Here is a 24,076-nt window from a genome sequence, read left to right on the forward strand (position 1 = left end):
GTGCCGGAGGCTGCCGGGTAGGTGGCCGATTTCCTGAACGCCTTCAACGGGTTTCAGGCCGAAATCAAGACGAAACTTCAACAAACGGAAGAGCGACTGACCATGCTGGATCGCAAGACCGCGGGCTTTGCCCGCCCCGCGCTGTCGGCCCATGCCGAGGTGGAAGTGCCCCACCGCAAGGCCTTTGACGCCTATCTGCGCAATGGCGACGACGACGGGCTGCGCGGCCTCGTGCTGGAGGGCAAGGCGCTGAACACCGCCGTGGCGGCGGAGGGCGGCTATCTGGTGGACCCGCAGACGGCAGAGGCCATCCGGTCGTCGCTGCGGTCCACATCGTCGCTGCGGGCCATCGCCAATGTGGTGCAGGTGGAGGCGACCAGTTTCGACGTGCTGGTCGACCATTCCGATGTCGGATCGGGCTGGGGCACCGAGGCGGGCGGCGTGACGGAAAGCGCCACGCCGGCGATCGAGCGGATCTCGATCCGCCTGCACGAACTGTCCGCCATGCCGAAGGCCAGCCAGCGGCTGCTGGACGACAGCGCCTTCGATATCGAGGGCTGGCTGGCGGGCCGCATCGCCGACAGGTTCGCCCGGGCCGAGGCGGCGGCCTTCGTGCTTGGCGACGGGGTGGACAAGCCGCGCGGTTTCCTGACCCATGACAAGGTGCCCGAGGCGAACTGGGCCTGGGGCGACATCGGCTATATCGCCACCGGCACGGCGGGGGATTTCGCCGCCACCAACCCGGCGGATGCCATCGTCGATCTGGTCTATGCGCTGGATGCGGGCTACCGCGCCAATGCGAGCTTCGTCATGAATTCGAAAACCGCCGGTGCGGTGCGCAAGATGAAGGATGCCGATGGCCGCTTTCTGTGGTCGGATGGCCTTGCGGCGGGGGAACCGGCGCGGCTGATGGGCTATCCGGTGCTGATCGCCGAGGACATGCCCGACATCGGCGCCAATGCCCATGCCATCGCCTACGGCGATTTCGGCGCCGGCTATACCATCGCCGAACGCCCCGACCTGCGCGTGCTGCGCGACCCGTTCAGCGCCAAGCCGCATGTGCTGTTCTACGCCACCAAGCGCGTCGGCGGCGATGTGAGCGATTTCGCGGCCATCAAGCTGCTGAAGTTCGCGGTGTCCTGACCCGCGGCGGAAGGCCCGGTTTCCCCTGACGGGGGGCCGGGCTGATGGGCGCGTGCCGCTGGCCGGTGCCGTCTAGCTGTTCCCCCTCCGTCCGAGCGGTGCCGGGGTGCGCGCCCATTCTTGCGGGGGTGTTGCGGAGATCTGGGATGATGTTGATCGAGCAGACCGGGGTGCCCGAGGGCGCGCTGCCGGTGGCGATGATGCGGGACCATCTGCGGCTGGGATCCGGCTTTGCCGATGACGCGGCGCAGGACGGGCTGGTGGCGGCCTATCTGCGCGCGGCGCTGGCGGCGGTCGAGGGGCGGATCGGCAAGGCGCTGCTGACGCGGCGGTTTTTGCTGCGGCTGCCGGACTGGCGCGATGCGGCGGGCCAGGCGCTGCCGGTGGCGCCGGTGGAGACGGTGGTGTCGGTCGCGCTGGTCGATGCGGGGGGCGTGGCGGTGGCGGTGGATCCGGGCCGCTGGCGGCTGATGCGCGACATGCACCGGCCGCGGCTGATGCCTGTGGGGGCCCTGCTGCCCGGGGTGCCGCAGGGCGGGCGGGTCGAGGTGGTGTTCGACGCCGGTTTCGGTGCGGCATGGGCCGATGTGCCGGCGGACCTGCGGCAGGCGGTGTTCCTGCTGGCGGCGCAGTATCATGAATTGCGCCACGAGGGCGGGCCGGGGGCGGCGATGCCCTTCGGCGTCATGGCGCTGATCGAACGCTGGCGCACGGTGCGGGTGCTGGGCGGGGGCGGGCGATGAGTACGCCGCGGCTGAACCGGCGTTTGGTGCTGGAAACCCCTGCCGCGGTGCCGGATGGCGCGGGCGGGTATGTGCAGGGCTGGGCCGTGCTGGGCACGCTTTGGGCCGCGATGGCGGCGGGGGCGGGGCGTGCGGCGGGCGGCGAAGAGGTGATCCGGCCCGAGGTCGGCTGGCGCATCACGGTGCGGGCGGCGCCGGTGGGCGCGCCTTCGCGCCCGGTGGCGGGGCAGCGGTTGCGGGCGGGGGACAGGGTGTTCGCCATCCTTGCCGTGGCCGAAAGCGATGCGGATGCCCGCCACCTGACCTGTTTCGCGCGCGAGGAGGAGAGCGCATGAGCTATGCCATGGCGGCGGCGTTGCAGGCGGCGGTCTGGCAGCGGCTGGTGACGGATGCGGGGCTGGCGGCCATCGTGGGCGATGCGGTGCATGACGCGATGCCCGCCGGGCCGGTACCGGAAACTTATGTGATCCTCGGCCCCGAGGAGGTGCGCGACGCATCGGACCGCGACGGCGCGGGGGCGGAACATCGGTTCGTCGTTTCGGTGGTGTCCACCGCGGCGGGGTTCCGGCGCGCCAAACAGGCGGCGGCGGCGGTGTCGGAGCGGCTGGAAGGGGCGGAACTGGTGCTGGCGCGGGGGCGGCTGGTGGGGCTGTGGTTCCACCGGGCGGTGGCGCGGCGGCTGGACAACGGCGCCGCGCGGCGCATCGACCTGACCTTCCGCGCCCGCACGGAAGCGTGATTTTTCCACAAGGAGACAAGGACATGGCTGTGCAGAACGGCAAGGACCTGCTGGTGAAGGTCGACCTGACGGGCGACGGGCAGTTCGAGACCATCGCGGGCCTGCGCGCCACGCGGATCAGTTTCAACGCGGAAACGGTGGATGTGACCTCGCTGGAATCGCAGGGCGGCTGGCGCGAGTTGCTGGGCGGCGCGGGGGTGCGGTCGGCGTCGATTTCGGGGTCGGGCGTGTTCCGCGACAGCAGCACGGACGAACGCGCGCGGCAGATCTTTTTCGACGGCGAGGTGCCGGCCTTCCAGGTGGTGATCCCCGGTTTCGGCGTGGTGGAGGGGCCGTTCCAGATCACCGCGCTGGAATATGCCGGGAGTTACAACGGCGAGGCCACCTATGAACTGTCGCTCGCCTCGGCCGGGGCGCTGTCGTTTACGGCGCTGTGATGAACCCCTTTGCGGGCGAGGTGGCGGTGATGCTCGACGGGCGGCGGCATGTCTGCAAGCTGACGCTGGGGGCATTGGCCGAACTTGAGGCGGCGCTGGAGGCGGGCGGGCTGATCGAGCTGGTGGAACGGTTCGAGACGGGCCGGTTTTCCACCCGCGATGTCCTGGCGCTGCTGGTAGCGGGGCTGCGGGGCGGGGGCTGGCAGGGCACCGCCGCCGATCTGCGCACGGTCGAGATCGGCGGCGGGCCGCTGGAGGCCGCGCGGGTCGCGGCGCAACTGCTGGCGCGCGCCTTTGCCCTGCCGGGCGAGGCGGGATGAGTGCGCGGATCGACTGGCCGGGCCTGATGCGGGCGGGGATGGCGGGGCTGGGGCTGACGCCGGACCAGTTCTGGCGGCTGAGCCCGGTGGAATTGCGGATGATGCTGGGGATCGAGGCGGGGGCGGCGCCCCTGTCGCGCGCGCGGCTGGACGAACTGGCGCGCGCCTTCCCCGACCGGCGGAAAGGGCAGGGTGAGGATGCAGGATCTGGACAGCCTTGACGATCAGGTGACGGCGCTGGAGGGCAGCTTGGGCGGCGTGGCCGCGATGGCGGGGGCTTTTGATGCCGAGTTGCGGCGGATGCAGGGCAGCCTGACGCTGACCTCGCGCGAGGCGAATACGCTGGCGATGGGGATCGGCGGGGGCCTGCGGCGGGCCTTCGACGGGCTGGTGTTCGACGGGATGAAGCTGTCGGACGCCCTGCGCGGGGTGGCGCAGTCGGTGGTGAACACGATGTACGGCATCGCCATGCGCCCGGTGCAGAATGCGGTGGGCGGCGCGATCGCGGGGGGGCTGGAAAACCTGCTGGGCGGGTTGATGCCTTTCGCCAAGGGGGGCGCGTTCACGCAGGGCCGGGTGATGCCGTTCGCGCAGGGGGGTATCGTATCCTCGCCCGTGTCCTTCCCGATGCGGGGCGGCCGCGGCCTGATGGGCGAGGCGGGGCCCGAGGCGATCATGCCGCTGGCGCGCGGCGCCGACGGGCGGCTGGGTGTGCGGGCGGCGGGGGGCGGGCGGCCGGTCACGGTGGTGATGAACATCGCGACGCCGGATGTGCAGGGTTTCCAGCGCAGCCAGAGCCAGATCGCCGCGCAGGCGCAGCGCGCGCTGGCCCGCGGGCAGAGGAACGGGTGAGACATGGCATTCCACGAGGTGCGGTTTCCCGCCAACCTGAGCTTCGGTTCGGTCGGCGGGCCGGAGCGGCGGACGGAAATCGTCACGCTGACCAACGGGTTCGAGGAAAGGAACAGCCCCTGGGCGCATTCGCGCCGGCGCTATGACGCGGGGCTGGGGTTGCGCAGCCTCGACGACGTGGCGGCGCTGGTGGCGTTCTTCGAGGCGCGGCGGGGGCAGCTTTACGGGTTCCGCTGGAAGGACTGGGCGGATTTCAAATCCTGCGCGGCGTCCAAAAAACCGGGGCCAGAGGACCAGATCCTCGGCACCGGCGACGGCTTGGCGCGGGTGTTTGCCTTGCGCAAGGGCTATGCCTCGGGCGGGGCGGTCTACTGGCGGCCGATCGTCAAGCCGGTGGCGGGGTCGGTCACGGTGGCGCTGGCGCGGCGGCCGGTGGCGGAAGGCATCGACTGGCAGGTGGATGTGGCCACGGGGCAGATCACCTTCGCCGATCCGGTGCCCGAAGGCGAGGTGGTGACGGCCGGGTTCGAATTCGACGTGCCGGTGCGGTTCGACACCGACCGGATCCAGACCTCTGTCGCCAGTTTCCAGGCGGGCGACGTGCCCAACGTGCCGGTGGTGGAGGTGCGGCTGTGAGCGGGTTTTTCGACCATATGGCCACGGGGGCGACAACGGTCGCGCGCTGCTGGGCGGTGACGCGGCGGGACGGGGCGGTGTTCGGATTCACCGATCACGATGGCGATCTTGCCTTCGACGGCATCACCTTTCGCGCCGGGACGGGCCTGTCGGCCCGCGCGCTGAGCCAGACCACGGGCCTGTCGGTGGACAATACCGAGGCCGTGGGCGCGCTGTCCGACACGGCGGTGACGGAGGCCGACCTGAACGCGGGCCGGTTCGACGGGGCCGAGGTGCGGGCCTGGGCGGTGAACTGGGCCGATCCGGGGCAGCGGGTGTTGCAGTTCCGCGGCGCGCTGGGCGAGATCACGCGCGCGGGCGGAGCGTTTTCGGCCGAACTGCGCGGCCTGACCGAGGCGCTGAACCGCCCGCAGGGGCGGGTGTTCCAGCGGCCATGTTCCGCCGTTCTGGGCGATGGCCAGTGCCGGGTGGACCTGTCGCTGCCCGGCTATGCCGCCGAGCGCGCGGTGGAGGTGGTGGAGGGTGGGCAGCTGTTCCGTTTCACCGGCTTTACCGGGTTCGATGACCGCTGGTTCGAAAACGGGCGGCTTGTCGTGCTGTCGGGTGCGGCCGGGGGGCTGGTGGCGATGGTGCGGGGGGACCGGCTGTCGGGCAGCGACCGGGTGGTGGAACTGTGGGAGGCGTTGCGCCTGCCCATCGTGCCGGGCGACCGGGTGCGGCTGGAGGCGGGATGCGACCGGCGGGCGGATACATGTCGGTTGAAGTTCAACAATTTCCTAAACTTCCGCGGCTTTCCTCATATTCCGGGTGAAGACTGGCTGATGGCCTATCCGACCAGTGCGGGGATGAACGACGGGGGGAGTCTGGCATGACCCCCGACCGGATCGTGGCAGAGGCGCGGGGCTGGATCGGCACGCCCTATGTGCATCAGGCGAGCGCCAAGGGGGCGGGCACGGATTGCCTCGGCCTGTTGCGCGGGGTCTGGCGCGCGGCGGTGGGGGCGGAGCCCGAACCCGTCCCGCCCTATACCGCCGACTGGGCCGAACCCGCGCGCGACGAGGTGCTGGAGGCGGCGGCGCGGCGCTGGCTGGTGGAAAAGCCGCTGGCGGACGAGGCGCCGGGCGATGTGATCCTGTTTCGCATGCGCGCGGGCGGGATCGCCAAGCATCTGGGCATCGCGGGGCGCGTGGGTGCGCAGGCGAGCGTGATCCATGCCTATACCGGGCATGGGGTGGTGGAAAGCCCGCTGTCGGCGCCGTGGCGGCGGCGGATCGCGGCGCGGTTCGCCTTTCCGGGCGTCTGAGCGCGCCAGAGTTTCAAGAACAAGGGGGTCGGCATGGCGACCATTTTGCTGTCGGCGGCGGGTGCTGCGGCCGGGGCGGGATTTGGCGGCACGGTGCTGGGGCTTTCGGGCGCGGTGATCGGGCGCGCGGTCGGCGCGACGCTGGGGCGGGTGATCGACCAGCGGCTTCTGGGCGCCGGGTCGGCCCCGGTCGAGGTCGGCCGGGTCGAACGGTTCCGCCTGATGGGCGCGGGCGAAGGTGCGGCGGTGCCGCAGGTCTGGGGCCGGGTGCGGCTGGCGGGGCAGGTCATCTGGGCCTCGCGCTTTCTGGAGGATGTCACCCGCAGCGGCGGCGGCAAGGGGGCGCCGAAGCCCAAGACCACGGAATATTCCTATTCCGTCAGCCTTGCCGTGGCGCTGTGCGAGGGCGAGATCGCGGGCATCGGCCGGGTCTGGGCCGATGGGCAGGAGGTTGCGCCCGAGAGCCTGAACCTGCGCGTCTATACCGGGACCGAGGACCAGTTGCCCGACCCCAAGATCGCGGCGGTGGAGGGCGCGGGCCATGCGCCCGCCTATCGCGGCATCGCCTATGTGGTGATCGAGGATTTGGCGCTCGCCGCCTATGGCAACCGGGTGCCGCAGTTTTCCTTCGAGGTGATGCGCGCCGCCGGGGGGGCGGAGGCGCTGCCGGTGCGGGCGGTGGCGCTGATGCCGGGGACGGGGGAATATGCGCTGGCCACCACGCCGGTGCATTATTCCGACGGGCCGGGGATCAACCGTTCCGCGAACGTCAACACGCCCTCGGGGACGACGGATTTCGCCACCTCGCTGGCGCAGCTGGAGGCGGAGGCGCCGGGGGTGGGGGCGGCTTCGGTGATCGTGTCGTGGTTCGGGGACGACCTGCGCTGCGGCCAGTGCCGCATCCGCCCCAAGGTGGAACAGAAGGCGAAGGACGGCGTGGGCCAGCCCTGGCGGGCAGGCGGCATCACCCGCGCGCAGGCCGGGGAAATCGCGCAGTCGTCGGGCCGGCCCGTCTATGGCGGTACGCCGGGGGACGAGAGCGTGGTGGAGGCGATCCGCGCGCTGCGGGGGGCCGGGAAGGCGGTGATGTTCTATCCCTTCGTGCTGATGGAGCAGATGGCGGGCAACACCCTGCCCGACCCCTGGACGGGGGCCGCTGGCCAGCCCGCGCTGCCCTGGCGGGGGCGGATCACACTGTCCACCGCGCCGGGGCGGGCGGGCAGCCCCGACCGGACGATCACCGCGGCGGTCGAGGCCGCGTCGTTCTTCGGCACCGCGCAGGTGGCGGATTTCGCCATCCAGAACGGGCGCGTCAGCTATTCCGGCCCCGCCGACTGGCGCTATCGGCGGTTCATTCTGCATTATGCGCATCTGTGCAAGCTGGCGGGCGGGGTCGATGCGTTCTGCATCGGGTCGGAAATGCGGGGCTTGACGCAGATCCGGGCGGATGGGCATGCCTTTCCGGCGGTGATCGCGCTGCGGCAACTGGCGGCGGATGTGCGCGCGGTGCTGGGGCCGGGGGTGAAGATCGGCTATGCCGCCGACTGGTCGGAATATTTCGGCTATGACAGCCCGGACGGGAACCGGTATTTCCACCTCGATCCGCTGTGGGCCGATGACGCCATCGACTTCGTGGGCATCGACAATTACATGCCGCTGTCGGACTGGCGCGAGGGCGTGGACCATGCGGATGCCGGTTGGGGGTCGATCTACAACCTCGACTATCTGAAGGCCAATGTCGCGGGCGGCGAGGGGTTCGACTGGTATTATGCCAGCCCCGAGGCCGAGGCAGCGCAGATCCGCACCCCGATCACCGATGGCGCCCATGGCGAGCCCTGGGTCTGGCGCGTGAAGGATCTGCGCAACTGGTGGGCGCTGCCGCATCACGACCGCATCGGCGGGGTGCGCAACGCCGCGCCGACGGCATGGGTGCCGCGGTCGAAGCCGATCTGGTTCACCGAACTGGGCTGCGCGGCAATCGACAAGGGGACGAACCAGCCGAACCTGTTCCTCGATCCGAAATCGTCGGAATCGCGGCTGCCGCGGGCATCGTCGGGGCGGCGGGACGATCTGATCCAGATGCAGTACCTGCGCGCGCAGGCGGATTACTGGGGCGACCCGGCGCACAACCCCGTCTCGCCCCTTTACGGCGGGCGGATGGTGGATATGGCGCGCGCCTTCGTCTGGGCCTGGGACGCGCGGCCGTTTCCGCAGTTTCCGGGGAATACCGATCTGTGGGCCGATGGCGCGAACTATACCCGCGGGCACTGGCTGAACGGGCGGATGACGAACCAGCCGCTGGCGGCGGTGGTGGCGGAGATCTGCGCGCGGTCGGGGGTGACGGACTGCGACCTGAGCCGGTTGCACGGCGTGGTGCGCGGCTATGTGCGCACCGATACCGGGTCCGCCCGTTCGGCGTTGCAGCCGCTGATGCTGGCCTATGGGTTCGAATGTCTGGAACGCGGCGGGGTGTTGCGGTTCCAGATGCGCGACGGGCGGGCGGCGGCGGTGCTGGACCCCGCGGCGCTGGCGGTGCACGGGGATCTGGAGGGGCCCTTGGAGTTGACCCGCGCGCCCGAGGCCGATGTGGCGGGGCGCGTGCGGCTGGGTTTCACCGAGGCCGAGGGGGATTTCGAGGCGCGGACGGAAGAGGCGCTGTTTCCCGACGAACAGGCGTTCGGGGTCGCGCAGACGGACCATCCGCTGGTGCTGACGCGGGCCGAGGGGCGGGCGACCGCCGAACGGTGGCTGGCCGAGGCGCGGGTGGCGCGCGACGGGGCAAGGTTCGCGCTGCCGCCCTCGCTGTCGTGGCTGGGGGCGGGGGATGTGGTCGATCTGCCGGGGGCGGGGCGGTTCCGTATCGACCGGGCAGAAGCCGCGGGCGCGGTGCTGGTCGAGGCGGTGCGGATCGAGCCGCAGGTCTATGTGCCCTCCGACGCCGCCGAGGAACGGGTGGCGCCCAAGGCGTTCGTCGCGCCGGTGCCGGTCTGGCCGGTGTTTCTGGACCTGCCGCTGATGACGGGGGCAGAGGACCCGCTGGCCCCGCATCTGGCGGTGGCGGCGGTGCCCTGGCCGGGGGCGGTGGGGGTCTGGGATGCGGCGGCGGATGCGGGCTATGCGCTCAACCGCCTGATGCCTTCGCCTGCGGTCGTGGGGGTGACGGAAGGACCGCTCTGGGCCGCGAAACCGGGGCTGTGGGACCGGGGCCCGGCGCTGCGCGTGCGGCTGTTGCGCGGCGTGCTGGCGGGGGCGGACCCGGTGGCGGTGCTGGGCGGCGCGAATCTGATGGCGATCGGGGATGGGTCGTCCGACCGGTGGGAGCTGTTCCAGTTCGCCGAGGCCGTGCCGGTCGCACCCGGGCTGTGGGATCTGTCGCTGCGCCTGCGCGGGCAGGCGGGGACGGACGGGGGGATGCCGCCGGTCTGGCCCGCGGGATCGGTGGTGGTGCTGATCGACGGGGCGGTGGCGCAGATCGGCGTGCAGCCCGCGAACCGGGGGCTGGCGCGGCACTACCGCATCGGGGCGGCGGCGCGGGGCTATGACGACCCGGCGACGGTGCATCGGGTCGAGGCCTTCGCGGGCATCGGCCTGCGCCCCTATGCCCCGGCGCATCTGCGTGTGGCGCGCACGGGGGGCGCCGACCGTTTCACCTGGGTGCGGCGGACGCGGATCGACGGCGACAGCTGGGCATCCGAGGAGGTGCCCCTGGGCGAGGCGGCGGAGAGCTATCGCATCCGGGTGCTGAAGGCGGGCGCGATCCGGCGCGAGGTCACGGTTTCGGCGCCGGAATGGACATATGGGGCCGCGATGCGCGCGGCGGACGGGATCGCCGGGCTCTGGCGGGTCGAGGTGGCACAGGTTTCCGACCGTTTCGGGCCGGGGCCGTTCACGGGGATGGATCGCAATGACTGAGACGACGCAACTGGGGTTGCCGCTGCTGCTGCCTTCGCAGGCGCAGAAGCATGTGACGGTGAACGAGGCGCTGGCGCGGCTCGACGGGCTGGTGCAGGCGGTGGTGGCGGACCGGGTGCTGACCGCGCCGCCCGCCGACCCGGCGGAGGGCGAGGCCCATATCGTCGCCGGCCCCGCCCCGACCGGAGACTGGGAGGGGTGGGAGGGCGACGTCGCCGTCCGGGCCAACGGCGCCTGGCTGCGGCTGGTGGCGCGGGCCGGCTGGCGGGTCTGGTCGCTGGCCGAGGGGACGGTGCTGGTGCGCACCGGCGCGGGCTGGCAGCGGTTGCAGGATGCGCTGGGGCTGGTGGATGCCGATGCGCTGGCCGCGGGCGGGGTGGAACGGCTGGGGATCAACGCCGCGGCGGATGCCACCAACGGCTTCGTCTTTCGCGGCACCAATGCGCTGCTGCATTCAGATGGCTCCATCGACGCGACGCTGAACAAGGCGGCGCCCGGGGGCGATGCCAGCCTGTCGTTCAAGACCGGCTGGTCGGCGCGCGCGCTGCTGGGCCTGCTGGCGGGCGAGGATTTCAGCATCAAGGTCTCGGCCGATGGCGCGAGCTATGCCGAGGCGCTGCGCATCGCCGCCGCCACCGGGGCGGTGACGCTGGGGCAGGGCGCGCGGGTTGCCGGGGGCGGGGCGGCGGAACCGGGGCTGGCCTTTGCCGGCGACACCGACACCGGCCTGACCAATCCCGGCGCCAATCAGCTGGGGCTGGTGGCGGGCGGGGTGCAGCGGGCGGTGCTGGGCGCCGCGGGGCTGAACCTTGGCGTGCCGCTGACGGGGACGGCGGTGGTTTCGGGGGCGGCCGACGCCACGGCGGGGCGGGTGCTGACCACGGGGTACATGGGGCTGGGCGGCATCGCGCCGCTGATCGGCAATGCGGCGGTGACGGACAACAGCCTGACGCCGGGCACCTGGCGGTTCGACAGTTCGGGCGGTTCGTCGGGCGGGCCGGCGGTCGGGGGGGTCGTCCGGGGGTTCCTGATCCACAACCGCCGGGCGGCGGGCGGGGGCGAGGTGCAGGTGCTGGTCGTCGAATCGGCGGGGCAGTTGCCGGCGGGCAGCATCCTGACGCGCAGCCGGGTCAGCGCCGGCTGGTCCGAATGGGCGATGGGCTATGGACAGGCCAATATCGTCGGCACCGTCAGCCAGACCGGGGGCCTGCCCACGGGCCGGCTGATCGAGCGGGGGGCGAATGCCAACGGATCCTATATCCGCTGGGCGGACGGGACGCAGACCTGCTGGCACAGGCTGCCCCTGGGCAGCATCGCCGCGCAGGGGGCGGGGACCTGGGCGAACCCCTACCGCACCGCATCGACGGCGGCCTGGACCTTTCCGGTGGCCTTTTCCGCCGCGCCGCAGGTGACGGGCCGGGCGATCCCGCCCGCGGGGGCCGACGATGCCCGCCGCCGGGCCGCCTTTGCCAGTGCGGCGGCGGATGCGGCGGCGGTCTATCAGGTGCAGGCGGTGCGGCTGGGCGACAGCGCCGCGGCGGATATGTTCGAGGCCGACCTGATCGCGGTCGGCCGCTGGTACTGAGGGAGGACGGAATGCGGATCACACTGGCACCACAGCGCAGCGACGACCGGCTGGACCTGCACCGGGCGGGCGATGTGCTGACGATCAACGGCACCGCGCATGATTTCGGCGCGCTGGCCGAGGGCGCGGTCCTGCCGCGCGCGGCGGTGGGTTGCGACAGTCTGGTATCGGACGTGACGCGGCAGGGGGGCGTGATCTGCCTGACGCTGATCCTGCCGCACGGGGCGGTTGCGCCCGAGGCGACGCTGTTCCCCGCACCGCTGGAGATCGCCGCCGACGGCCCCGTCGCGCTGCCGCCCTACGAGGCCGCGCCGGAGGCCGGGCCCGACCCCTGACGCGCGGCGATTTGCGCGTGCGCCTCTTGGCCCGTGACATGGCGATGCTATCTGATAAAATCGGTGGCGAAGATACGGGAGAACGGCATGGGCGAGACCAGGATCAAGATCACGGCCGTCGACCCGGTATGGGACCGGATCCGCCTCGATGCGGAAGAATCCGTGCGCAACGAGCCGCTTCTGGGCGGGCTCATCCATGGCAGCCTGCTGCACCATCCGACGATGGAACGGGCGCTGGCCTTCCGGTTCTCGATGAAGCTCGCCTCGGGCGAGATGAGCGAGCAGATCCTGCGCGAGATCGCGGACGAAGCCTATGCCGACGACGAATCCCTGGGGCAGGCGGCGCGGGCCGATCTGGTCGCGGTCTATGAACGCGATCCGGCCTGCCACCGGATGATCCAGCCGATCCTGTTCTTCAAGGGCTATCAGGCGGTCCAGGCCTACCGCGTCGCGCATTGGCTGTGGCGGCGGGGGCGGCGGGACATGGCCTATTTCGTGCAGATGCGCATGTCGGAACTGTTCGGTGTGGACATCCATCCGGCCGCGCGGGTGGGCAGGGGGATCATGATCGACCATGCCCATGCCGTCGTCATCGGGGAAACCGCGGTGGTGGGCGACAATGTGTCGATGCTGCATTCGGTGACGCTCGGCGGGACCGGCAAGGAGGATGGCGACCGCCATCCCAAGATCGGCAATGGCGTGCTGATCGGGGCGGGGGCGAAGGTTCTGGGCAATATCCGTGTGGGCGAATGTTCCCGCATCGCCGCCGGGTCGGTGGTGCTGTCGGACGTGCCGCGCTGCACCACGGTGGCGGGGGTGCCCGCGCGGGTGGTGGGCGAGGCGGGGTGTTCGCAGCCCTCGGTCACGATGGACCACCGGCTGGACGGGGCGGTCTGAGCCTGGCGCAGCAGACATGAAAACGCCCGGCGGGGGACCGCCGGGCGTTGTGCATTGCGGGTGCGTGTCAGACGCCGCGGGCCAGCGCCGCAACGCCGGTGCGCGCAACCTCGGCCAGGCCGAGGGGGCGCATGAGGTCGGCGAAGGCGTCGATCTTTTCCGGGGTGCCGGTGATTTCGAACACGAAGCTTTCCAGCGTCGAATCGACGACATTGGCGCGGAAGATCTCTGCCAGCCGCAGCGCCTCGATCCGCGCCTCGCCCTTGCCGGCGACCTTGAGCAGGCCCAGTTCGCGCTGCACGGCGGGGCCTTCGACCGTCAGGTCGTGGACGTCGTGCACCGGGACCATGCGGGCGAGCTGCGCCTTGATCTGTTCGATCACCTGCGGGGTGCCGGTGGTGACGATGGTGATGCGCGAGCGGTGGCCCTTGTGGTCCACCTCGGCCACCGTCAGGCTGTCGATGTTGTAGCCGCGGCCCGAGAACAGGCCGATGACGCGGGCGAGAACGCCGCTTTCGTTGTCGACCACCACCGCGAGGGTGTGGCTTTCGATCACCTCGGCATGCGGATCGCGCAGGTCGTAGGCGGAGTGGCTCGACGAGCCCTTCTGGATGTTGAGCGGGGACATGGGCGGCCTCTGGCTGCGTGTGGGGGCCGCCCCGGGCGGGGGCGGCCGGTGTCGGGTCAGACGAGCACCGCGCCGGTGGCGCCGATGGCGCCTTCGGTATCGGCCTCGCCCAGGAGCATTTCGTTGTGCGGCTTGCCGGACGGGATCATGGGGAAGCAGTTCTCGTGCTTTTCCACCAGACAGTCGAAGATCACCGGGCCGTCATAGGCCAGCATTTCGCGGATCGCATCGTCGAGATCGGCGGGGTCGCTGCACCGGATGCCCTTGCAGCCGAAGGCCTCTGCCAGCTTCACGAAATCGGGGAGCGATTCCGACCACGAATGCGCATAGCGTTCGCCGTGGAGCAGTTGCTGCCACTGGCGCACCATGCCGAGGCGTTCGTTGTTGAGGATGAACTGTTTCACCGGGGCGCGGAACTGCATCGCGGTGCCCATTTCCTGCATGTTCATCAGCCACGATGCCTCGCCGGCGACGTTGATCACCAGCGCCTCGGGATGGGCGACCTGCACGCCGATGGAGGCGGGCACGCCATAGCCCATGGTGCCGAGCCCGCCAGAGGTCATCCAGCGGTTGGGCGCGTCGAAATGCAGGAACTGCGCCGCCCACATCTGATGCTGGCCGACCTCGGTGGTGATGTAGCGGTCGCGGCCGCGGGTCAGTTCCTCCAGCCGTTGCAGCGCGTATTGCGGCTTGATCGTTTTCGAGGACGGGCGGTAGGACAGGCAATCGACCTTCTTCCATTCCGCGATCTGGCCCCACCAGGCGGAGAGCGCGGCCTTGTCGGTCCTGCGGCCGCGGGATTTCCAGATGCGCAGCAGGTCTTCCAGCACATGGCCCACGTCGCCCACGATCGGCACGTCCACCCGGATCACCTTGTTGATGGACGACGGGTCGATGTCGATATGCGCCTTGACCGAGCCGGGGCTGAAATCGGCCACCCGGCCGGTGATGCGGTCGTCGAACCGCGCGCCGATGTTGATCATCAGATCGCAGCCGTGCATGGCGAGGTTCGCCTCGTAGAGCCCGTGCATGCCGAGCATGCCGAGCCAGTTCTTGCCCGAGGCCGGATAGGCGCCCAGACCCATCAGCGTCGAGGTGACGGGAAAGCCCGTGGCATCGACCAGTTCGCGCAAGAGCTGGCTCGCCCCGGGGCCGGAGTTGATGACGCCGCCGCCGGTGTAGAACACCGGGCGTTCGGCCTTTTCGATCAGTTCCACCAGCCGGGTGATGTCGGCGATGTCGCCCTTGACCGGCGGGCGGTAGTGATCGACGCGGGCCTTTTCGGGGGGCGTGTATTCGGCGGTGGCGAACTGCACGTCCTTGGGGATGTCGACCAGCACCGGCCCGGGGCGGCCCGAGCGCGCGACATGGAACGCCTGGTGGATGGTGCCGGCCAGCCCGGCGGTATCCTTGACCAGCCAGTTCATCTTGGTGCAGGGCCGGGTGATGCCCACGGTGTCGGCCTCTTGAAAGCCGTCGGTGCCGATCATGAAGGTGGGCACCTGGCCCGACAGCACCACGATCGGGATCGAATCCATCAGCGCGTCGACGATGCCGGTGACGGCATTGGTCGCCCCGGGGCCCGAGGTCACCAGCACCACGCCGACCTTGCCGGTGGAGCGCGCATAGCCTTCGGCCATGTGCACGGCGCCCTGTTCGTGGCGCACGAGGATGTGGCGGATGTCGTTCTGCTGGAAGATCTCGTCATAGATCGGCAGGACCGCGCCACCGGGGTAGCCGAAGACCACCTCGACGCCCTGGTCCTTGAGCGCCTGCACCACCATCTTCGCGCCGGTCATAACCCGTGTCATCATTCGCTCCGTCTCGCGCGCGTCTGCGCAACAAAAAGCCCCCGAGGCTGTCGGGGGCGCATGAGGGGGGATTTGGGTAGCCCGTTACCGGCCCATGCGCCATTTCCCGATAATAAGTACGATGCGCTGCATCATCGGACATCCCCTTTGTGCCGGCTGGACAATATTGCCGCCGATTTTCGCCGTCAACCGCCTATCGGGGAAAAAAGTGTCGCAGCCTGCGTCCGGCGGGACTTTTTATTTCGCAATACGGCGTTCAGACGGCGGCCATGGTGACGGTATAGGCGGCGTAGAGCGCAAGGAATCCCGCGCCCGCCAGCCGCCCCAGGCCGCCCCGCCACCACAGCATCCCGGCCAGCAGCAGTGTCACCGCGATCATAACCGGCAGGTCGAGCGCGAGGAACCGCGTCTCGACCGGGATCGGCTGTACGAGCGCCGTCAGGCCGAGGATCGCGAGGATGTTGAAGATGTTCGAGCCGACGACATTGCCGAGCGCGATGTCCCGGTGCCCGCGCAGCGCCGCGGTGATCGAGGTCGCGAGTTCGGGCAGCGAGGTGCCGACGGCGACGATGGTCAGGCCGATCACCGCCTCGGACAGGCCGAAGGTGCGGGCGATGTCGGTCGCGCTGTCGACCAGAAGCCGCGCCCCCACCATCAGCACGACCAGCCCCCCGAGCGTCAGCGCGAGCGACAGGCCGAGCGCCGGCGGCGGCGCATCGTCGGCGGCGGGCCGGGCAGAGCCGACGCGGCGCAGCGCAAGGCCGATGTAGACGAGGATCCCGGCGAACAGCAGCGCCCCCTCGGCCCGGCCGACCGCGCCCGACCAGAAGACAGGCACGCAGGCCAGCGCCGCCGCCAGCATCCAGCCGAGGTCGCCGCGCAGCGACCGGAACTGGGCGGCCATCGGCCCGACGGCAGCCGAAAGCCCCAGGATCAGCAGGATATTGGCGATGTTGGACCCCACGACATTGCCGATGGCGATGCCCGGAATGCCCGCCAGCGCCGCCTGCACCGACACCAGCAGTTCGGGCGTGGAGGTGCCGAAGCCCACGATGGTCAGGCCGATCACCATCGGCGGCACATGATAGCGCCGCGCGATGCCCGATGCCCCCCGCACCAGCCACTCGCCGCCGAAGAACAGGCCGACGAGGCCGAGCAGGAACAGAAGATAGGTCATCGCGTATCCTTCGACCGGGGTCCGGGGACAGATGTGATCGAAGCGGGCGGGCGCAAGGGGGCGGGTGCGATTTTCCGGGCCGGTGATGCGGCGGTGCCCTACTGCGGCGCGTAGCAGACGGCGTTGAGCTTGTTGCCGTCGGGGTCGCGCACGTAGCCGGCGTAGAAATGCGGCCCATATTGCGGGCGCGGGCCGGGGGCGCCTTCGTCGGTGCCGCCTGCCGCCAGCGCCGCGGCGTGGAAGGCATCGACCGCGGTGCGGGTGGGGGCGAGGAAGGATACCATCGTGCCGTTTCCGGCCGTCGCGGGCCCACCGTCGAAGGGCAGCGTCACCCATAGATGCGGCCCCGGATCGTCCACCCCCCAGGCGGCGGACCGGCCGTCGTCCATATCCGCCACCCGTTGGTGGCCCAGGGTCGCCATCACCGCATCGTAGAAGGCCCGCGCCCGGGCGATGTCGTTCGTGCCGAGGCTGACATAGCTGAACATCCCCGGGTCCTACCGCCCCGTCATCCCGTCGGGCAGGCTGATCCGCGCCACCTGTTCGGCGATGGGATCGACCGACAGGGGATGCAGGCTCGAATCATGGTCCGAGGGCGTGCCGATCGGCTGCCAGCGGCCGCCCTTGTAGATTTCCAGCGCGTCGAACTGGGCCTTGTAGCCCATCTTGCGGCTGCCGGGCACCCAGTAGCCGAGGTAGACGTAAGGCAGCCCCGCCTCGCGCGCGATGGCGATATGGTCGAGGATGATCCAGGTGCCGAGCGACAGATGGGTGCGGTCGGGATCGTAGAAGGAATAGACCATCGACAACCCGTCATCGAGGATGTCGGTCAGGCAGACCGCGATCAGCGGCCGGCCATGTTCGCCGGGCTCCGCCGGCCGGGTATATTCCACCACGCGCGAACGGATCGGGGTTTCCTCGATCATCGCCGAAAACTCGAACACATCCATGTCGGCCATGCCGCCGTCGGAATGCCGGCTGTCGAGATAGCGGCGGAACAGCGCGAACTGTTCTTCGGTCGCCCAGGGGCTGGTGGCGTTGCGGCGCAGCGCGGCGTTGCGGCGCAGGGTGCGGCGCTGTGTGCGGCTCGGCGTGAAATCGGCCACCCGGATGCGGGCCGACAGGCAGGCCGAACATTCCGCGCAGGAGGGACGGTAGAGCACGTTCTGGCTACGCCGGAAGCCCTGTTTCGACAGCGCGTCGTTCAGCCGTTCGGCCTGGTCGCCTTGCAGCGCAGTGAACAGCTTGCGCTCCATCCGCCCGTCGAGATACGGGCAGGGCTGCGGTGCCGTCACGTAGAATTGCGGCACGATGGGCAGGGTATGGCGCATGCGGGGTCCGTCGAAACATCCGGCGGGCACGCTAGCAAACCTTGCCCGTCCGCGCCAAGCGGCTTTTTGCCCCGGCGGCTCAGGCGGTGTCGGCCGGGCGGTTGATTGCCGCCGTGCCGAGAACCATGTCGGTCAGCCCCTGCGCCCGCGCGCCCGTCAGCATCAGCACCACCGACACGATCTGCGGCAGCACGAACCCCATCGACAGCGCAAAGCCGAGCGTATGGGCCAGCGCGAGGCCCAGGTCGAACGGCCGCCCCCGGGCGTCGCGGAGCTCGATCGCCATCAGGCGCATGCCCGGTGTGGCCGACCGGCGGGCAATCGTGACGGTGCGGTAGGCGAAGTTCACCACCAGATAGAGCGCGGGCAGGTAGAAGACCGCGGTGAAGGCGGTGAAGGGGATCAGCACCACCGTCAGAAGCCCGGTCAGAAGCGTATCCACCCCCCAGGCGATCAGCCGCTTGGTGGGCACGCCGGCGTAGAAACCGGGCTGGAGGTCGGGGTCGGGCAGGCCGGGCGTGGGCTGGAACACGGGTCACTCCGCAGGCAGGACGGGGCAGGCAGGACGGGCGGCGCGCGCGGCGCCGCCCGGTCGTCGTCGGGTCGTTCTTCGGGCCGATCAGTAGGCGCCGGAACCCTCGGGCGCAACCGGCGCGTCGTCGCGGCGCGTGGTCTCTTCACGGGCGGCGCGGGCGCGGTCTTCCATGAAGGCGTCGAATTCCTGCTTGTCCTTGGCGTCGCGCAGGCGTTGCAGGAAGGTCTCGAACGCCTGCTGTTCGTCCTCCAGACGGCGCAGCGTGTCGGCCTTGTAGGCCTCGAAGGCAGAGTTGCCGGTCGGCGTCAGGCCCGAACGGTGCATGCGCCAGGCGCCGCGGTGGCAGGCGGATTTGCGGAACATCTTCTTCCCCCAGATCATGTAGAACAGAATGGCAAGGCCCACGGGCCAGAACAGGATGAAGCCCAGGACCATGACGGCGATCCAGGCGCCCTTGCCGCGGTCGTCGAGCCACGCCTCGGCGCGACCGAACCAGGATCGCTGCGGCGTGATGTCGGTAAAGGTCATTGCGGTGTCCCCTCGGTGCGTCGGTTGCATGTGAATTGCTTTCACATCCCCAAGATGCGCGCGGCAGGGGCGGCGTTCAAGGGGGCATGTTAACGTATTTCACATTTTTTCGCAGGGATGGGCGAAAGGCCGCCGGGGCTGTGTGGCGAGGGGGATGACCGGTTCGTCCACGCGCATGCGGGGAAGGGGTGCCACCGGCATCCGGGAAGATCGGTATCCGGGGCTCATCCTCGGGGATACGGGCATCGAGGGCGGGCGCAGCATCTGCCTGCGGCCCGTCCCCACCGGCCGGTGGCGATCCGCGCCTGTTACCGCCCCCCTCACCCTTCCACGAAGGCCCCCCGTTCGGCGCCGGTGATCCGTTCCAGCACCGCCGGGTCGATGGCGAAGATGTGGCGCGGGGTGCCGGCGGCGGCCCAGACCAGGGGGAAATCCAGCAGCCGGGGGTCGAGGAAGGCGCGGACGGGCGTCAGATGGCCCACCGGTGCCACGCCGCCGATGGCAAAGCCGGTCTCTGCCCGCACCAGCGCCGCATCGGCCTTGCCGAGCGGCTCGCCCGCCAGCGCGCTTGCGCGGCCGGCGCAGACGCGGTTGCCGCCGGCGGTCAGGAACAGGCGCACATGGCCCGAGGTCTCGCCGCGGAAGATGATCGACTTGACGATCTGGTCGAGGTGGCAGCCCGCAGCCGCCGCGGCCTCTGCCGCGGTGCGGGTGCTGTCGGGCATCTCGCGCAGCTCTGCCGCCACGCCCGCGGATTCCAGCGCCGCGCGCACGCGGGCAACACTCTTGCTCATCGCATCCCCTCCGTTCACCCCTGCGATCTTGCCCAAGGCGGGGGCGGCCGCAAGCCCTGTTGACCCTGCCTGCGGCCCCCGCCAAGTTGCCGTCATGACCTTCGCATCCCGCCTGACCCGCCAGCCCATCCCCCATGACGCCGACGCGGGGGCCGAGGCGGCGCGCGCCTTTGCCGATCTGGGGCCGGACCTCGCGGGGCTGCTGGCGGGGACGGCGGGGTGCAGCCCCTACCTCAACGGCCTGATGACGCGCGAGGAGGCGTGGCTGCGCGCGGCGCTGGCCGTTGCGCCGGAGGCGGCGGCAGAGGCGGAACTGGCCGCATTGGCCCCGGTGGTGCTGGCCGATCTGCCCGGCGCGCTGCGGCAGGCGAAACGGCGGCTGGCGCTGCTGACGGCGCTGGCCGATCTGGGGGGCGTCTGGCCGCTGGAAACGGTCACGGGCACGCTCACGCGGCTGGCCGACACCGCGGTGGATCTGGCCATGAAGGCGCTGGTGGGCGAGGAAATCCGCCGCGGCAAGCTGCCGGGGCAGGGGCCGGACGACGTGGCGGCGGCGGGGGGGATGGTTGCGCTCGCCATGGGCAAGATGGGGGCGGCGGAGCTGAACTATTCCTCCGACATCGACCTGATCTGCCTTTTCGACGAAACCCGCTATCCGGGCGAGGAACAGGACGCCCGCGCCGCCTTCATCCGCGTCACCCGCAAGATGGCGGCGATGCTGTCGGACATGACCGGCGAGGGCTATGTCTTCCGCACCGACCTGCGCCTGCGCCCCGACGCCAGCGTGACGCCGGTGTGCCTGTCGATGGCGGCGGCGGAAACCTATTACGAATCGGTCGGCCGCACCTGGGAACGCGCGGCCTATATCAAGGCGCGGCCCTGCGGCGGCGATCTGGCGGCGGGGGACCGTTTCCTGAAGGTGCTGACCCCCTTCGTCTGGCGCCGCCACCTCGATTTCGCTGCGATCCAGGATACTTACGACATGCGGCTGCGCATCCGCGATCACAAGGGCCTTGCCGGGCCGGTGGCGATCGAGGGGCACAACATGAAGCTCGGCATCGGCGGCATCCGGGAAATCGAGTTCTTCACCCAGACCCGCCAGCTGATCGCCGGCGGGCGCGACCCCTCCTTGCGCGACCGCACCACGGTGGGCGGCCTTGCGGCGCTGGCGGCGAAAGGGTGGGTGCCCGAGGCCACGGCGGCGGAACTGACCGATCTTTACCGCGCGCACCGCGAGGTGGAACACCGCCTGCAGATGGTGCAGGACGCCCAGACCCATCTGATGCCCGCCACGCCCGAAGGGGTGGACCGCATCGCGCGCTTCTGCGGCGAGGGCGACACCGCGCGCTTCCGCGACGCCCTGCGCGGGCGCATCGACCGCGTGGCCGAACTGACCGAAGGCTTCTTCGCCCCCGGAGAGGCCGAGGCGGGCCCCGAACTTACCCCCCGCATGGCGGAAATCGTCGAGGGCTGGCGCGCCTATCCGGCGATGCGGTCGCAGCGCGCGGTGCAGATCTTCCGCCGCCTGCGCCCGCAACTGCTGCGCCGGCTGATGCGCGCGGCCAACCCCGAAGAGGCGCTGGTGGCGCTGGACGGGTTCCTTGCCGGGCTGCCCGCCGGGGTGCAGCTTTTCTCGCTGTTCGAGGCCAACCCGCAACTGGTGGACCTGATCGTCGACATCGCCGGCACCGCGCCCGCGCTGGCGCGGCATCTGGCGCGCAATTCCTCGGTGCTGGATGCGGTGATCGGGGGGGCGTTCTTCGCGCCCTGGCCGGGCACGGCGACGCTGGCGGCGGATCTGGCGGCGAAGCTGGCCGAGACGGCGGATTACGAGAAAAAGCTCGACGTGGCGCGGGTCTGGCGGCGGGAATGGCATTTCCGTATCGGCGTGCACCACCTGCGCGGGCTGATCGACGCCTTCGAGGCGGGCAAGCAATATGCCGATCTGGCGGAGGCGGTGCTGGCCGCGATCTGGACCCCGGTGGCGGCGGAATTCGCCCGCAAGCACGGGCCCATGCCGGGGCGCGGCGCGGTGGTGGTGGGGATGGGCAGCCTCGGCGCCGGGCGGCTCAGCGCGGGGTCCGACCTCGACCTGATCGTGATCTGCGACGCGCAGGGGGTGGAGGCGTCGGAGGGCCCGCGCCCGCTGGCGTCGCGGGCCTATTATGCACGGCTGACGCAGGCGCTGGTGACGGCGCTGACCGCGCCGATGGCGGCGGGGCGGCTTTACGAGGTGGACATGCGCCTGCGCCCCTCGGGCCGGCAGGGGCCGGTGGCGACCGCGCTTGCGGCCTTTGCCGACTACCAGCAGACCGAGGCCTGGACATGGGAACACCTTGCGCTCACCCGCGCGCGGCCCGTCGCCGGCAACATGGATCTGGGCGCAGAGGTCGAGGCGCTGCGCCGCGACCTGCTGGCCGCCAAGGGGCAGGGCGCCCGCGTCATCCCCGACGTGGCCGGGATGCGCGCCCGCCTCGCCGCCGCCAAGCCCGGCGGCGGGTGGGAGGCGAAGGCGGGCCCCGGCCATATCATGGACATCGAACTGCTGGCCCAGACCGCCGCCCTGCGCGCCGCGAACCCGGCCCGGCGGCTGGAGGCGCAGTTGCGCGCAGGCGTGCGGTCGGGGTTCCTGTCGCGCGAGGACGAGGGGGCGTTGCTGGCGGCCTATCGGCTGCTCTGGCGGTTGCAGGCGGGCACGCGGCTTCTGTCGGAAACCGTTCTCGACCCCGATACATTGGGCGAGGGCGGGCGGGCCTTCATCCTGCGCGAATGCGGCGCGGCGGACATGGCCGAACTGGCGGCGATGCTGGACCGGTTGACGGCAGCGGCGGCGGCGGTGATCGACGGGCACCTGCCCGTCGAGGCCGCGGCTTAGGGCGGATCGGCCTTCATTTCCTCCGCCCTGTCTGGCGAAGGCGCGCGCCTTCGCCATATCCTGCCGGTCCCGCTGCCCCGGCCGGGGGCCCCAAACCCCCGGCCCGCGCCCGCCCCGCCCATGGCGGGCGCTGGCCTCTTGTTTCCGGGGACTCACGGTTTCCAGCGGCACCGCCGCGCGACGGGCTGGGGAAACGCGGTGCGTTTCCTGATCCCGTCCGGCCCGATGGCTGTGTGAATATCGGTCCGCCTCGGGCTGGACCGCATTTTCTGCAACGCGGCATTGCGTCACGTGCAAGCCTTTGTGCCAGATCCGCCCGATCCGTAGACATCAGCGATACATCTGTGGGAGATACCTGCACATAGAGGCCATATGGTTGCGTCCACTGCATGGCAGGCTTTCCCGCCGCGCCCTTGCAATGTCAGTAGCATCCCCCTAATTTCTGCATCACAGCATGACAGGAAAGGACCTACACCATGGTGCACAACGTCGAAGTTCAGTCCGCGGTCTCGCAAGCCCGCCGTCTCCGCGCCGAATACGTCGCGCAACTGATCCGCAGCCTCTTCGTGCGGACCCCGGCTGCCCCGGTCCACGCCAAGACGGCGTGACCCCATGACGGCCGATTGTTTCCCGATCGACAGAAAACCCCGGAAATGATCCGGGGTTTTCGCATTTAGACCACAATCCGCGCCGATCCTGTCATCAGAGCAGCAGGGGCAAAGCCCCGGAGGATGACAGATGAACCTGCACCGCCTTATCGCCCTGACCGGCCTCATGGCCAGCCTCGCGGCTTGCGCCGCCCCCGATGTGGCCAGCCGCAGCACCCAGGCCCCCGCCCTTCTGGATACGGCCGCCACCGAAGCCCCCGCCCCCACCCTCCGCCATGACGTGCGCGCCGTGCATGTGACCGTGCCGCGCGACCTGCGGGTGTCGGAGGCGAACGTCTATTACCCCCTCGCCGATATCGTCTGGCGCGGCGAGGCGCGCGGCGACCGCCACGCCCAGGTCGAGGCGATCCTGCAAGAGGCCTTCGCCCGCGGCACCGAGGGCATGGACAAGGGCGCCCCGGTGATCGTCGAGGCGGAACTGACCCGGTTCCATGCGCTGACCGAAAAGACCCGCTATTCCTTCGGCGGCGTGCACGCGATCCGTTTCCGCCTGACGCTGCGCGATGCGCTGACGGGCGCGGTGATGGGCGCGCCGCAGATGGTCGCGGCCGACATCAAGGCCGCCGGCGGCCAGCGCGCGCTGGAAGAGGAAAGCCGCGGCCTGACGCAGCGGGTGGTGATCGTGAACGAACTCTCGCAGGCGATCCGCGCCGCGCTGTCGCGCCCGCCCGCCGCCGCCCCGCGCCACGCCCCCGACGGGCCCGCGGCGCCGGCGCTGACCTCGCGGCTGAACGACGACCTGCGGCTGACGCTGGCGGCGGTGTCGATGAAGAACATGCAGGTGGCGCCCGGGGCCGAGTGACCCCTTTTGCCGCCCGCGCGGACAG

General features: G+C 70.6%; 26 protein-coding genes. 18 read left to right on the forward strand and 8 right to left on the reverse strand.

Annotated features, from left to right (window positions below; genetic code table 11):
- The first annotated feature begins 21 nt into the window (after positions 1–21).
- From RGD00_RS04155 to cysE, 15 genes are all read left to right on the forward strand, one after another.
- Positions 22–1,143 carry a phage major capsid protein gene (locus RGD00_RS04155; RefSeq protein WP_310456032.1) on the forward strand — a complete coding sequence of 374 codons (1,122 nt, stop codon included), beginning with the start codon at positions 22–24 and terminating at the stop codon, positions 1,141–1,143.
- A 146-nt stretch (positions 1,144–1,289) separates the two neighbouring features.
- A complete protein-coding gene (locus RGD00_RS04160) occupies positions 1,290–1,886 on the forward strand; it encodes a head-tail connector protein (protein WP_310456033.1) in 597 nt (198 codons plus the stop codon).
- Positions 1,883–2,221, forward strand: a complete 339-nt coding sequence (locus tag RGD00_RS04165; protein WP_310456034.1) for a head-tail adaptor protein — start codon at positions 1,883–1,885, stop codon at positions 2,219–2,221. Before RGD00_RS04160 ends, RGD00_RS04165 begins: the two co-directional genes overlap by 4 nt.
- Positions 2,218–2,625 (forward strand): DUF3168 domain-containing protein, encoded by a 408-nt coding sequence (locus tag RGD00_RS04170; protein ID WP_310456035.1) that lies wholly within the window; start codon positions 2,218–2,220, stop codon positions 2,623–2,625. The genes RGD00_RS04165 and RGD00_RS04170 overlap by 4 nt, the downstream gene beginning before the upstream one ends.
- 23 nt (positions 2,626–2,648) lie before the next feature.
- Positions 2,649–3,062 carry a phage major tail protein, TP901-1 family gene (locus tag RGD00_RS04175; RefSeq protein ID WP_310456036.1) on the forward strand — a complete coding sequence of 138 codons (414 nt, stop codon included), beginning with the start codon at positions 2,649–2,651 and terminating at the stop codon, positions 3,060–3,062.
- The gene (locus RGD00_RS04180) at positions 3,059–3,382 is read left to right on the forward strand and encodes a gene transfer agent family protein (RefSeq protein ID WP_310456037.1); all 324 of its coding nucleotides are present in this window, start codon (positions 3,059–3,061) and stop codon (positions 3,380–3,382) included. Before RGD00_RS04175 ends, RGD00_RS04180 begins: the two co-directional genes overlap by 4 nt.
- The gene (locus RGD00_RS04185; RefSeq protein ID WP_310456038.1) at positions 3,379–3,603 is read left to right on the forward strand and encodes a rcc01693 family protein; all 225 of its coding nucleotides are present in this window, start codon (positions 3,379–3,381) and stop codon (positions 3,601–3,603) included. The genes RGD00_RS04180 and RGD00_RS04185 overlap by 4 nt, the downstream gene beginning before the upstream one ends.
- Entirely contained in the window at positions 3,581–4,234 is a 654-nt protein-coding gene (locus tag RGD00_RS04190; protein ID WP_310456039.1) for a phage tail tape measure protein, read from the forward strand. The genes RGD00_RS04185 and RGD00_RS04190 overlap by 23 nt, the downstream gene beginning before the upstream one ends.
- Positions 4,235–4,237: 3 nt before the next feature.
- Complete coding sequence (locus tag RGD00_RS04195) at positions 4,238–4,870, forward strand: phage distal tail protein, Rcc01695 family (RefSeq protein WP_310456040.1); 633 nt, start codon at positions 4,238–4,240, stop codon at positions 4,868–4,870.
- 17 nt (positions 4,871–4,887) lie between these two features.
- Positions 4,888–5,742, forward strand: coding sequence for a DUF2163 domain-containing protein (locus RGD00_RS04200; protein ID WP_310456144.1), 855 nt, complete (start codon positions 4,888–4,890; stop codon positions 5,740–5,742).
- Entirely contained in the window at positions 5,739–6,173 is a 435-nt protein-coding gene (locus tag RGD00_RS04205; RefSeq protein ID WP_310456041.1) for a C40 family peptidase, read from the forward strand. Before RGD00_RS04200 ends, RGD00_RS04205 begins: the two co-directional genes overlap by 4 nt.
- A 33-nt stretch (positions 6,174–6,206) precedes the next feature.
- Positions 6,207–10,085, forward strand: a complete 3,879-nt coding sequence (locus RGD00_RS04210) for a baseplate multidomain protein megatron (RefSeq protein ID WP_310456042.1) — start codon at positions 6,207–6,209, stop codon at positions 10,083–10,085.
- The gene (locus tag RGD00_RS04215; protein WP_310456043.1) at positions 10,078–11,670 is read left to right on the forward strand and encodes a DUF2793 domain-containing protein; all 1,593 of its coding nucleotides are present in this window, start codon (positions 10,078–10,080) and stop codon (positions 11,668–11,670) included. The genes RGD00_RS04210 and RGD00_RS04215 overlap by 8 nt, the downstream gene beginning before the upstream one ends.
- An 11-nt stretch (positions 11,671–11,681) precedes the next feature.
- A complete protein-coding gene (locus RGD00_RS04220; RefSeq protein ID WP_310456044.1) occupies positions 11,682–12,005 on the forward strand; it encodes a hypothetical protein in 324 nt (107 codons plus the stop codon).
- A gap of 87 nt (positions 12,006–12,092) precedes the next feature.
- Positions 12,093–12,902 (forward strand): serine O-acetyltransferase, encoded by an 810-nt coding sequence (cysE, locus tag RGD00_RS04225; RefSeq protein ID WP_310456045.1) that lies wholly within the window; start codon positions 12,093–12,095, stop codon positions 12,900–12,902.
- Positions 12,903–12,969: 67 nt separating this feature from the next.
- Here cysE and ilvN read toward each other — a convergent pair whose 3' ends face one another.
- From ilvN to RGD00_RS04265, 8 genes are all read right to left on the reverse strand, one after another.
- The gene (gene ilvN, locus RGD00_RS04230; RefSeq protein ID WP_310456046.1) at positions 12,970–13,530 is read right to left on the reverse strand and encodes an acetolactate synthase small subunit; all 561 of its coding nucleotides are present in this window, start codon (positions 13,528–13,530) and stop codon (positions 12,970–12,972) included.
- Between the two features lie 56 nt (positions 13,531–13,586).
- Entirely contained in the window at positions 13,587–15,341 is a 1,755-nt protein-coding gene (locus tag RGD00_RS04235; RefSeq protein WP_310456047.1) for an acetolactate synthase 3 large subunit, read from the reverse strand.
- Between the two features lie 256 nt (positions 15,342–15,597).
- On the reverse strand, positions 15,598–16,518 hold the full coding sequence (locus RGD00_RS04240; RefSeq protein ID WP_310456048.1) for a calcium/sodium antiporter: 921 nt from the start codon (positions 16,516–16,518) through the stop codon (positions 15,598–15,600).
- 98 nt (positions 16,519–16,616) lie between these two features.
- Positions 16,617–17,006, reverse strand: a complete 390-nt coding sequence (locus RGD00_RS04245; protein WP_310456049.1) for a VOC family protein — start codon at positions 17,004–17,006, stop codon at positions 16,617–16,619.
- A 9-nt stretch (positions 17,007–17,015) separates the two neighbouring features.
- A complete protein-coding gene (locus RGD00_RS04250) occupies positions 17,016–17,849 on the reverse strand; it encodes an arginyltransferase (protein ID WP_310456050.1) in 834 nt (277 codons plus the stop codon).
- 79 nt (positions 17,850–17,928) lie between these two features.
- Positions 17,929–18,381 (reverse strand): RDD family protein, encoded by a 453-nt coding sequence (locus RGD00_RS04255; RefSeq protein ID WP_310456051.1) that lies wholly within the window; start codon positions 18,379–18,381, stop codon positions 17,929–17,931.
- A gap of 87 nt (positions 18,382–18,468) precedes the next feature.
- The gene (locus RGD00_RS04260) at positions 18,469–18,912 is read right to left on the reverse strand and encodes a DUF2852 domain-containing protein (RefSeq protein ID WP_310456052.1); all 444 of its coding nucleotides are present in this window, start codon (positions 18,910–18,912) and stop codon (positions 18,469–18,471) included.
- 320 nt (positions 18,913–19,232) lie between these two features.
- Positions 19,233–19,706: a YbaK/EbsC family protein gene (locus RGD00_RS04265; RefSeq protein ID WP_310456053.1), complete on the reverse strand. Its 474-nt coding sequence runs from the start codon at positions 19,704–19,706 to the stop codon at positions 19,233–19,235.
- A 94-nt stretch (positions 19,707–19,800) separates the two neighbouring features.
- On the opposite strand from RGD00_RS04265, the gene RGD00_RS04270 reads away from it, so the two are divergent.
- The 3 genes from RGD00_RS04270 to RGD00_RS04280 all read left to right on the forward strand — a co-directional run bounded on the left by RGD00_RS04270 (position 19,801) and on the right by RGD00_RS04280 (position 24,051).
- Positions 19,801–22,581, forward strand: a complete 2,781-nt coding sequence (locus RGD00_RS04270; protein WP_310456054.1) for a [protein-PII] uridylyltransferase family protein — start codon at positions 19,801–19,803, stop codon at positions 22,579–22,581.
- Between the two features lie 476 nt (positions 22,582–23,057).
- On the forward strand, positions 23,058–23,189 hold the full coding sequence (locus RGD00_RS04275) for an RSP_7527 family protein (RefSeq protein WP_310456055.1): 132 nt from the start codon (positions 23,058–23,060) through the stop codon (positions 23,187–23,189).
- A gap of 130 nt (positions 23,190–23,319) precedes the next feature.
- Positions 23,320–24,051, forward strand: a complete 732-nt coding sequence (locus tag RGD00_RS04280) for a DUF6778 family protein (RefSeq protein ID WP_310456056.1) — start codon at positions 23,320–23,322, stop codon at positions 24,049–24,051.
- The last annotated feature ends 25 nt before the right edge of the window (positions 24,052–24,076 follow it).

The sequence above is a fragment of the Ruixingdingia sedimenti genome, from assembly GCF_031432425.1.
Classification (GTDB): Bacteria; Pseudomonadota; Alphaproteobacteria; order Rhodobacterales; family Rhodobacteraceae; genus Ruixingdingia; species Ruixingdingia sedimenti.

Excerpts from the sequence above, each read along its gene's own strand:
- RGD00_RS04160 (WP_310456033.1), top strand. The coding sequence starts at position 1,290 with ATGATGTTGATCGAGCAGACCGGGGTGCCCGAGGGCGCGCTGCCGGTG.
- RGD00_RS04165 (WP_310456034.1), top strand. The coding sequence starts at position 1,883 with ATGAGTACGCCGCGGCTGAACCGGCGTTTGGTGCTGGAAACCCCTGCC.
- RGD00_RS04170 (WP_310456035.1), top strand. The coding sequence starts at position 2,218 with ATGAGCTATGCCATGGCGGCGGCGTTGCAGGCGGCGGTCTGGCAGCGG.
- RGD00_RS04175 (WP_310456036.1), top strand. The coding sequence starts at position 2,649 with ATGGCTGTGCAGAACGGCAAGGACCTGCTGGTGAAGGTCGACCTGACG.
- RGD00_RS04185 (WP_310456038.1), top strand. The coding sequence starts at position 3,379 with ATGAGTGCGCGGATCGACTGGCCGGGCCTGATGCGGGCGGGGATGGCG.
- RGD00_RS04190 (WP_310456039.1), top strand. The coding sequence starts at position 3,581 with ATGCAGGATCTGGACAGCCTTGACGATCAGGTGACGGCGCTGGAGGGC.
- RGD00_RS04195 (WP_310456040.1), top strand. The coding sequence starts at position 4,238 with ATGGCATTCCACGAGGTGCGGTTTCCCGCCAACCTGAGCTTCGGTTCG.
- RGD00_RS04200 (WP_310456144.1), top strand. The coding sequence starts at position 4,888 with ATGGCCACGGGGGCGACAACGGTCGCGCGCTGCTGGGCGGTGACGCGG.
- RGD00_RS04205 (WP_310456041.1), top strand. The coding sequence starts at position 5,739 with ATGACCCCCGACCGGATCGTGGCAGAGGCGCGGGGCTGGATCGGCACG.
- RGD00_RS04210 (WP_310456042.1), top strand. The coding sequence starts at position 6,207 with ATGGCGACCATTTTGCTGTCGGCGGCGGGTGCTGCGGCCGGGGCGGGA.
- RGD00_RS04215 (WP_310456043.1), top strand. The coding sequence starts at position 10,078 with ATGACTGAGACGACGCAACTGGGGTTGCCGCTGCTGCTGCCTTCGCAG.
- RGD00_RS04220 (WP_310456044.1), top strand. The coding sequence starts at position 11,682 with ATGCGGATCACACTGGCACCACAGCGCAGCGACGACCGGCTGGACCTG.
- cysE (WP_310456045.1), top strand. The coding sequence starts at position 12,093 with ATGGGCGAGACCAGGATCAAGATCACGGCCGTCGACCCGGTATGGGAC.
- ilvN (WP_310456046.1), bottom strand. The coding sequence starts at position 13,530 with ATGTCCCCGCTCAACATCCAGAAGGGCTCGTCGAGCCACTCCGCCTAC.
- RGD00_RS04235 (WP_310456047.1), bottom strand. The coding sequence starts at position 15,341 with ATGACACGGGTTATGACCGGCGCGAAGATGGTGGTGCAGGCGCTCAAG.
- RGD00_RS04240 (WP_310456048.1), bottom strand. The coding sequence starts at position 16,518 with ATGACCTATCTTCTGTTCCTGCTCGGCCTCGTCGGCCTGTTCTTCGGC.
- RGD00_RS04245 (WP_310456049.1), bottom strand. The coding sequence starts at position 17,006 with ATGTTCAGCTATGTCAGCCTCGGCACGAACGACATCGCCCGGGCGCGG.
- RGD00_RS04250 (WP_310456050.1), bottom strand. The coding sequence starts at position 17,849 with ATGCGCCATACCCTGCCCATCGTGCCGCAATTCTACGTGACGGCACCG.
- RGD00_RS04260 (WP_310456052.1), bottom strand. The coding sequence starts at position 18,912 with ATGACCTTTACCGACATCACGCCGCAGCGATCCTGGTTCGGTCGCGCC.
- RGD00_RS04265 (WP_310456053.1), bottom strand. The coding sequence starts at position 19,706 with ATGAGCAAGAGTGTTGCCCGCGTGCGCGCGGCGCTGGAATCCGCGGGC.
- RGD00_RS04270 (WP_310456054.1), top strand. The coding sequence starts at position 19,801 with ATGACCTTCGCATCCCGCCTGACCCGCCAGCCCATCCCCCATGACGCC.
- RGD00_RS04275 (WP_310456055.1), top strand. The coding sequence starts at position 23,058 with ATGGTGCACAACGTCGAAGTTCAGTCCGCGGTCTCGCAAGCCCGCCGT.
- RGD00_RS04280 (WP_310456056.1), top strand. The coding sequence starts at position 23,320 with ATGAACCTGCACCGCCTTATCGCCCTGACCGGCCTCATGGCCAGCCTC.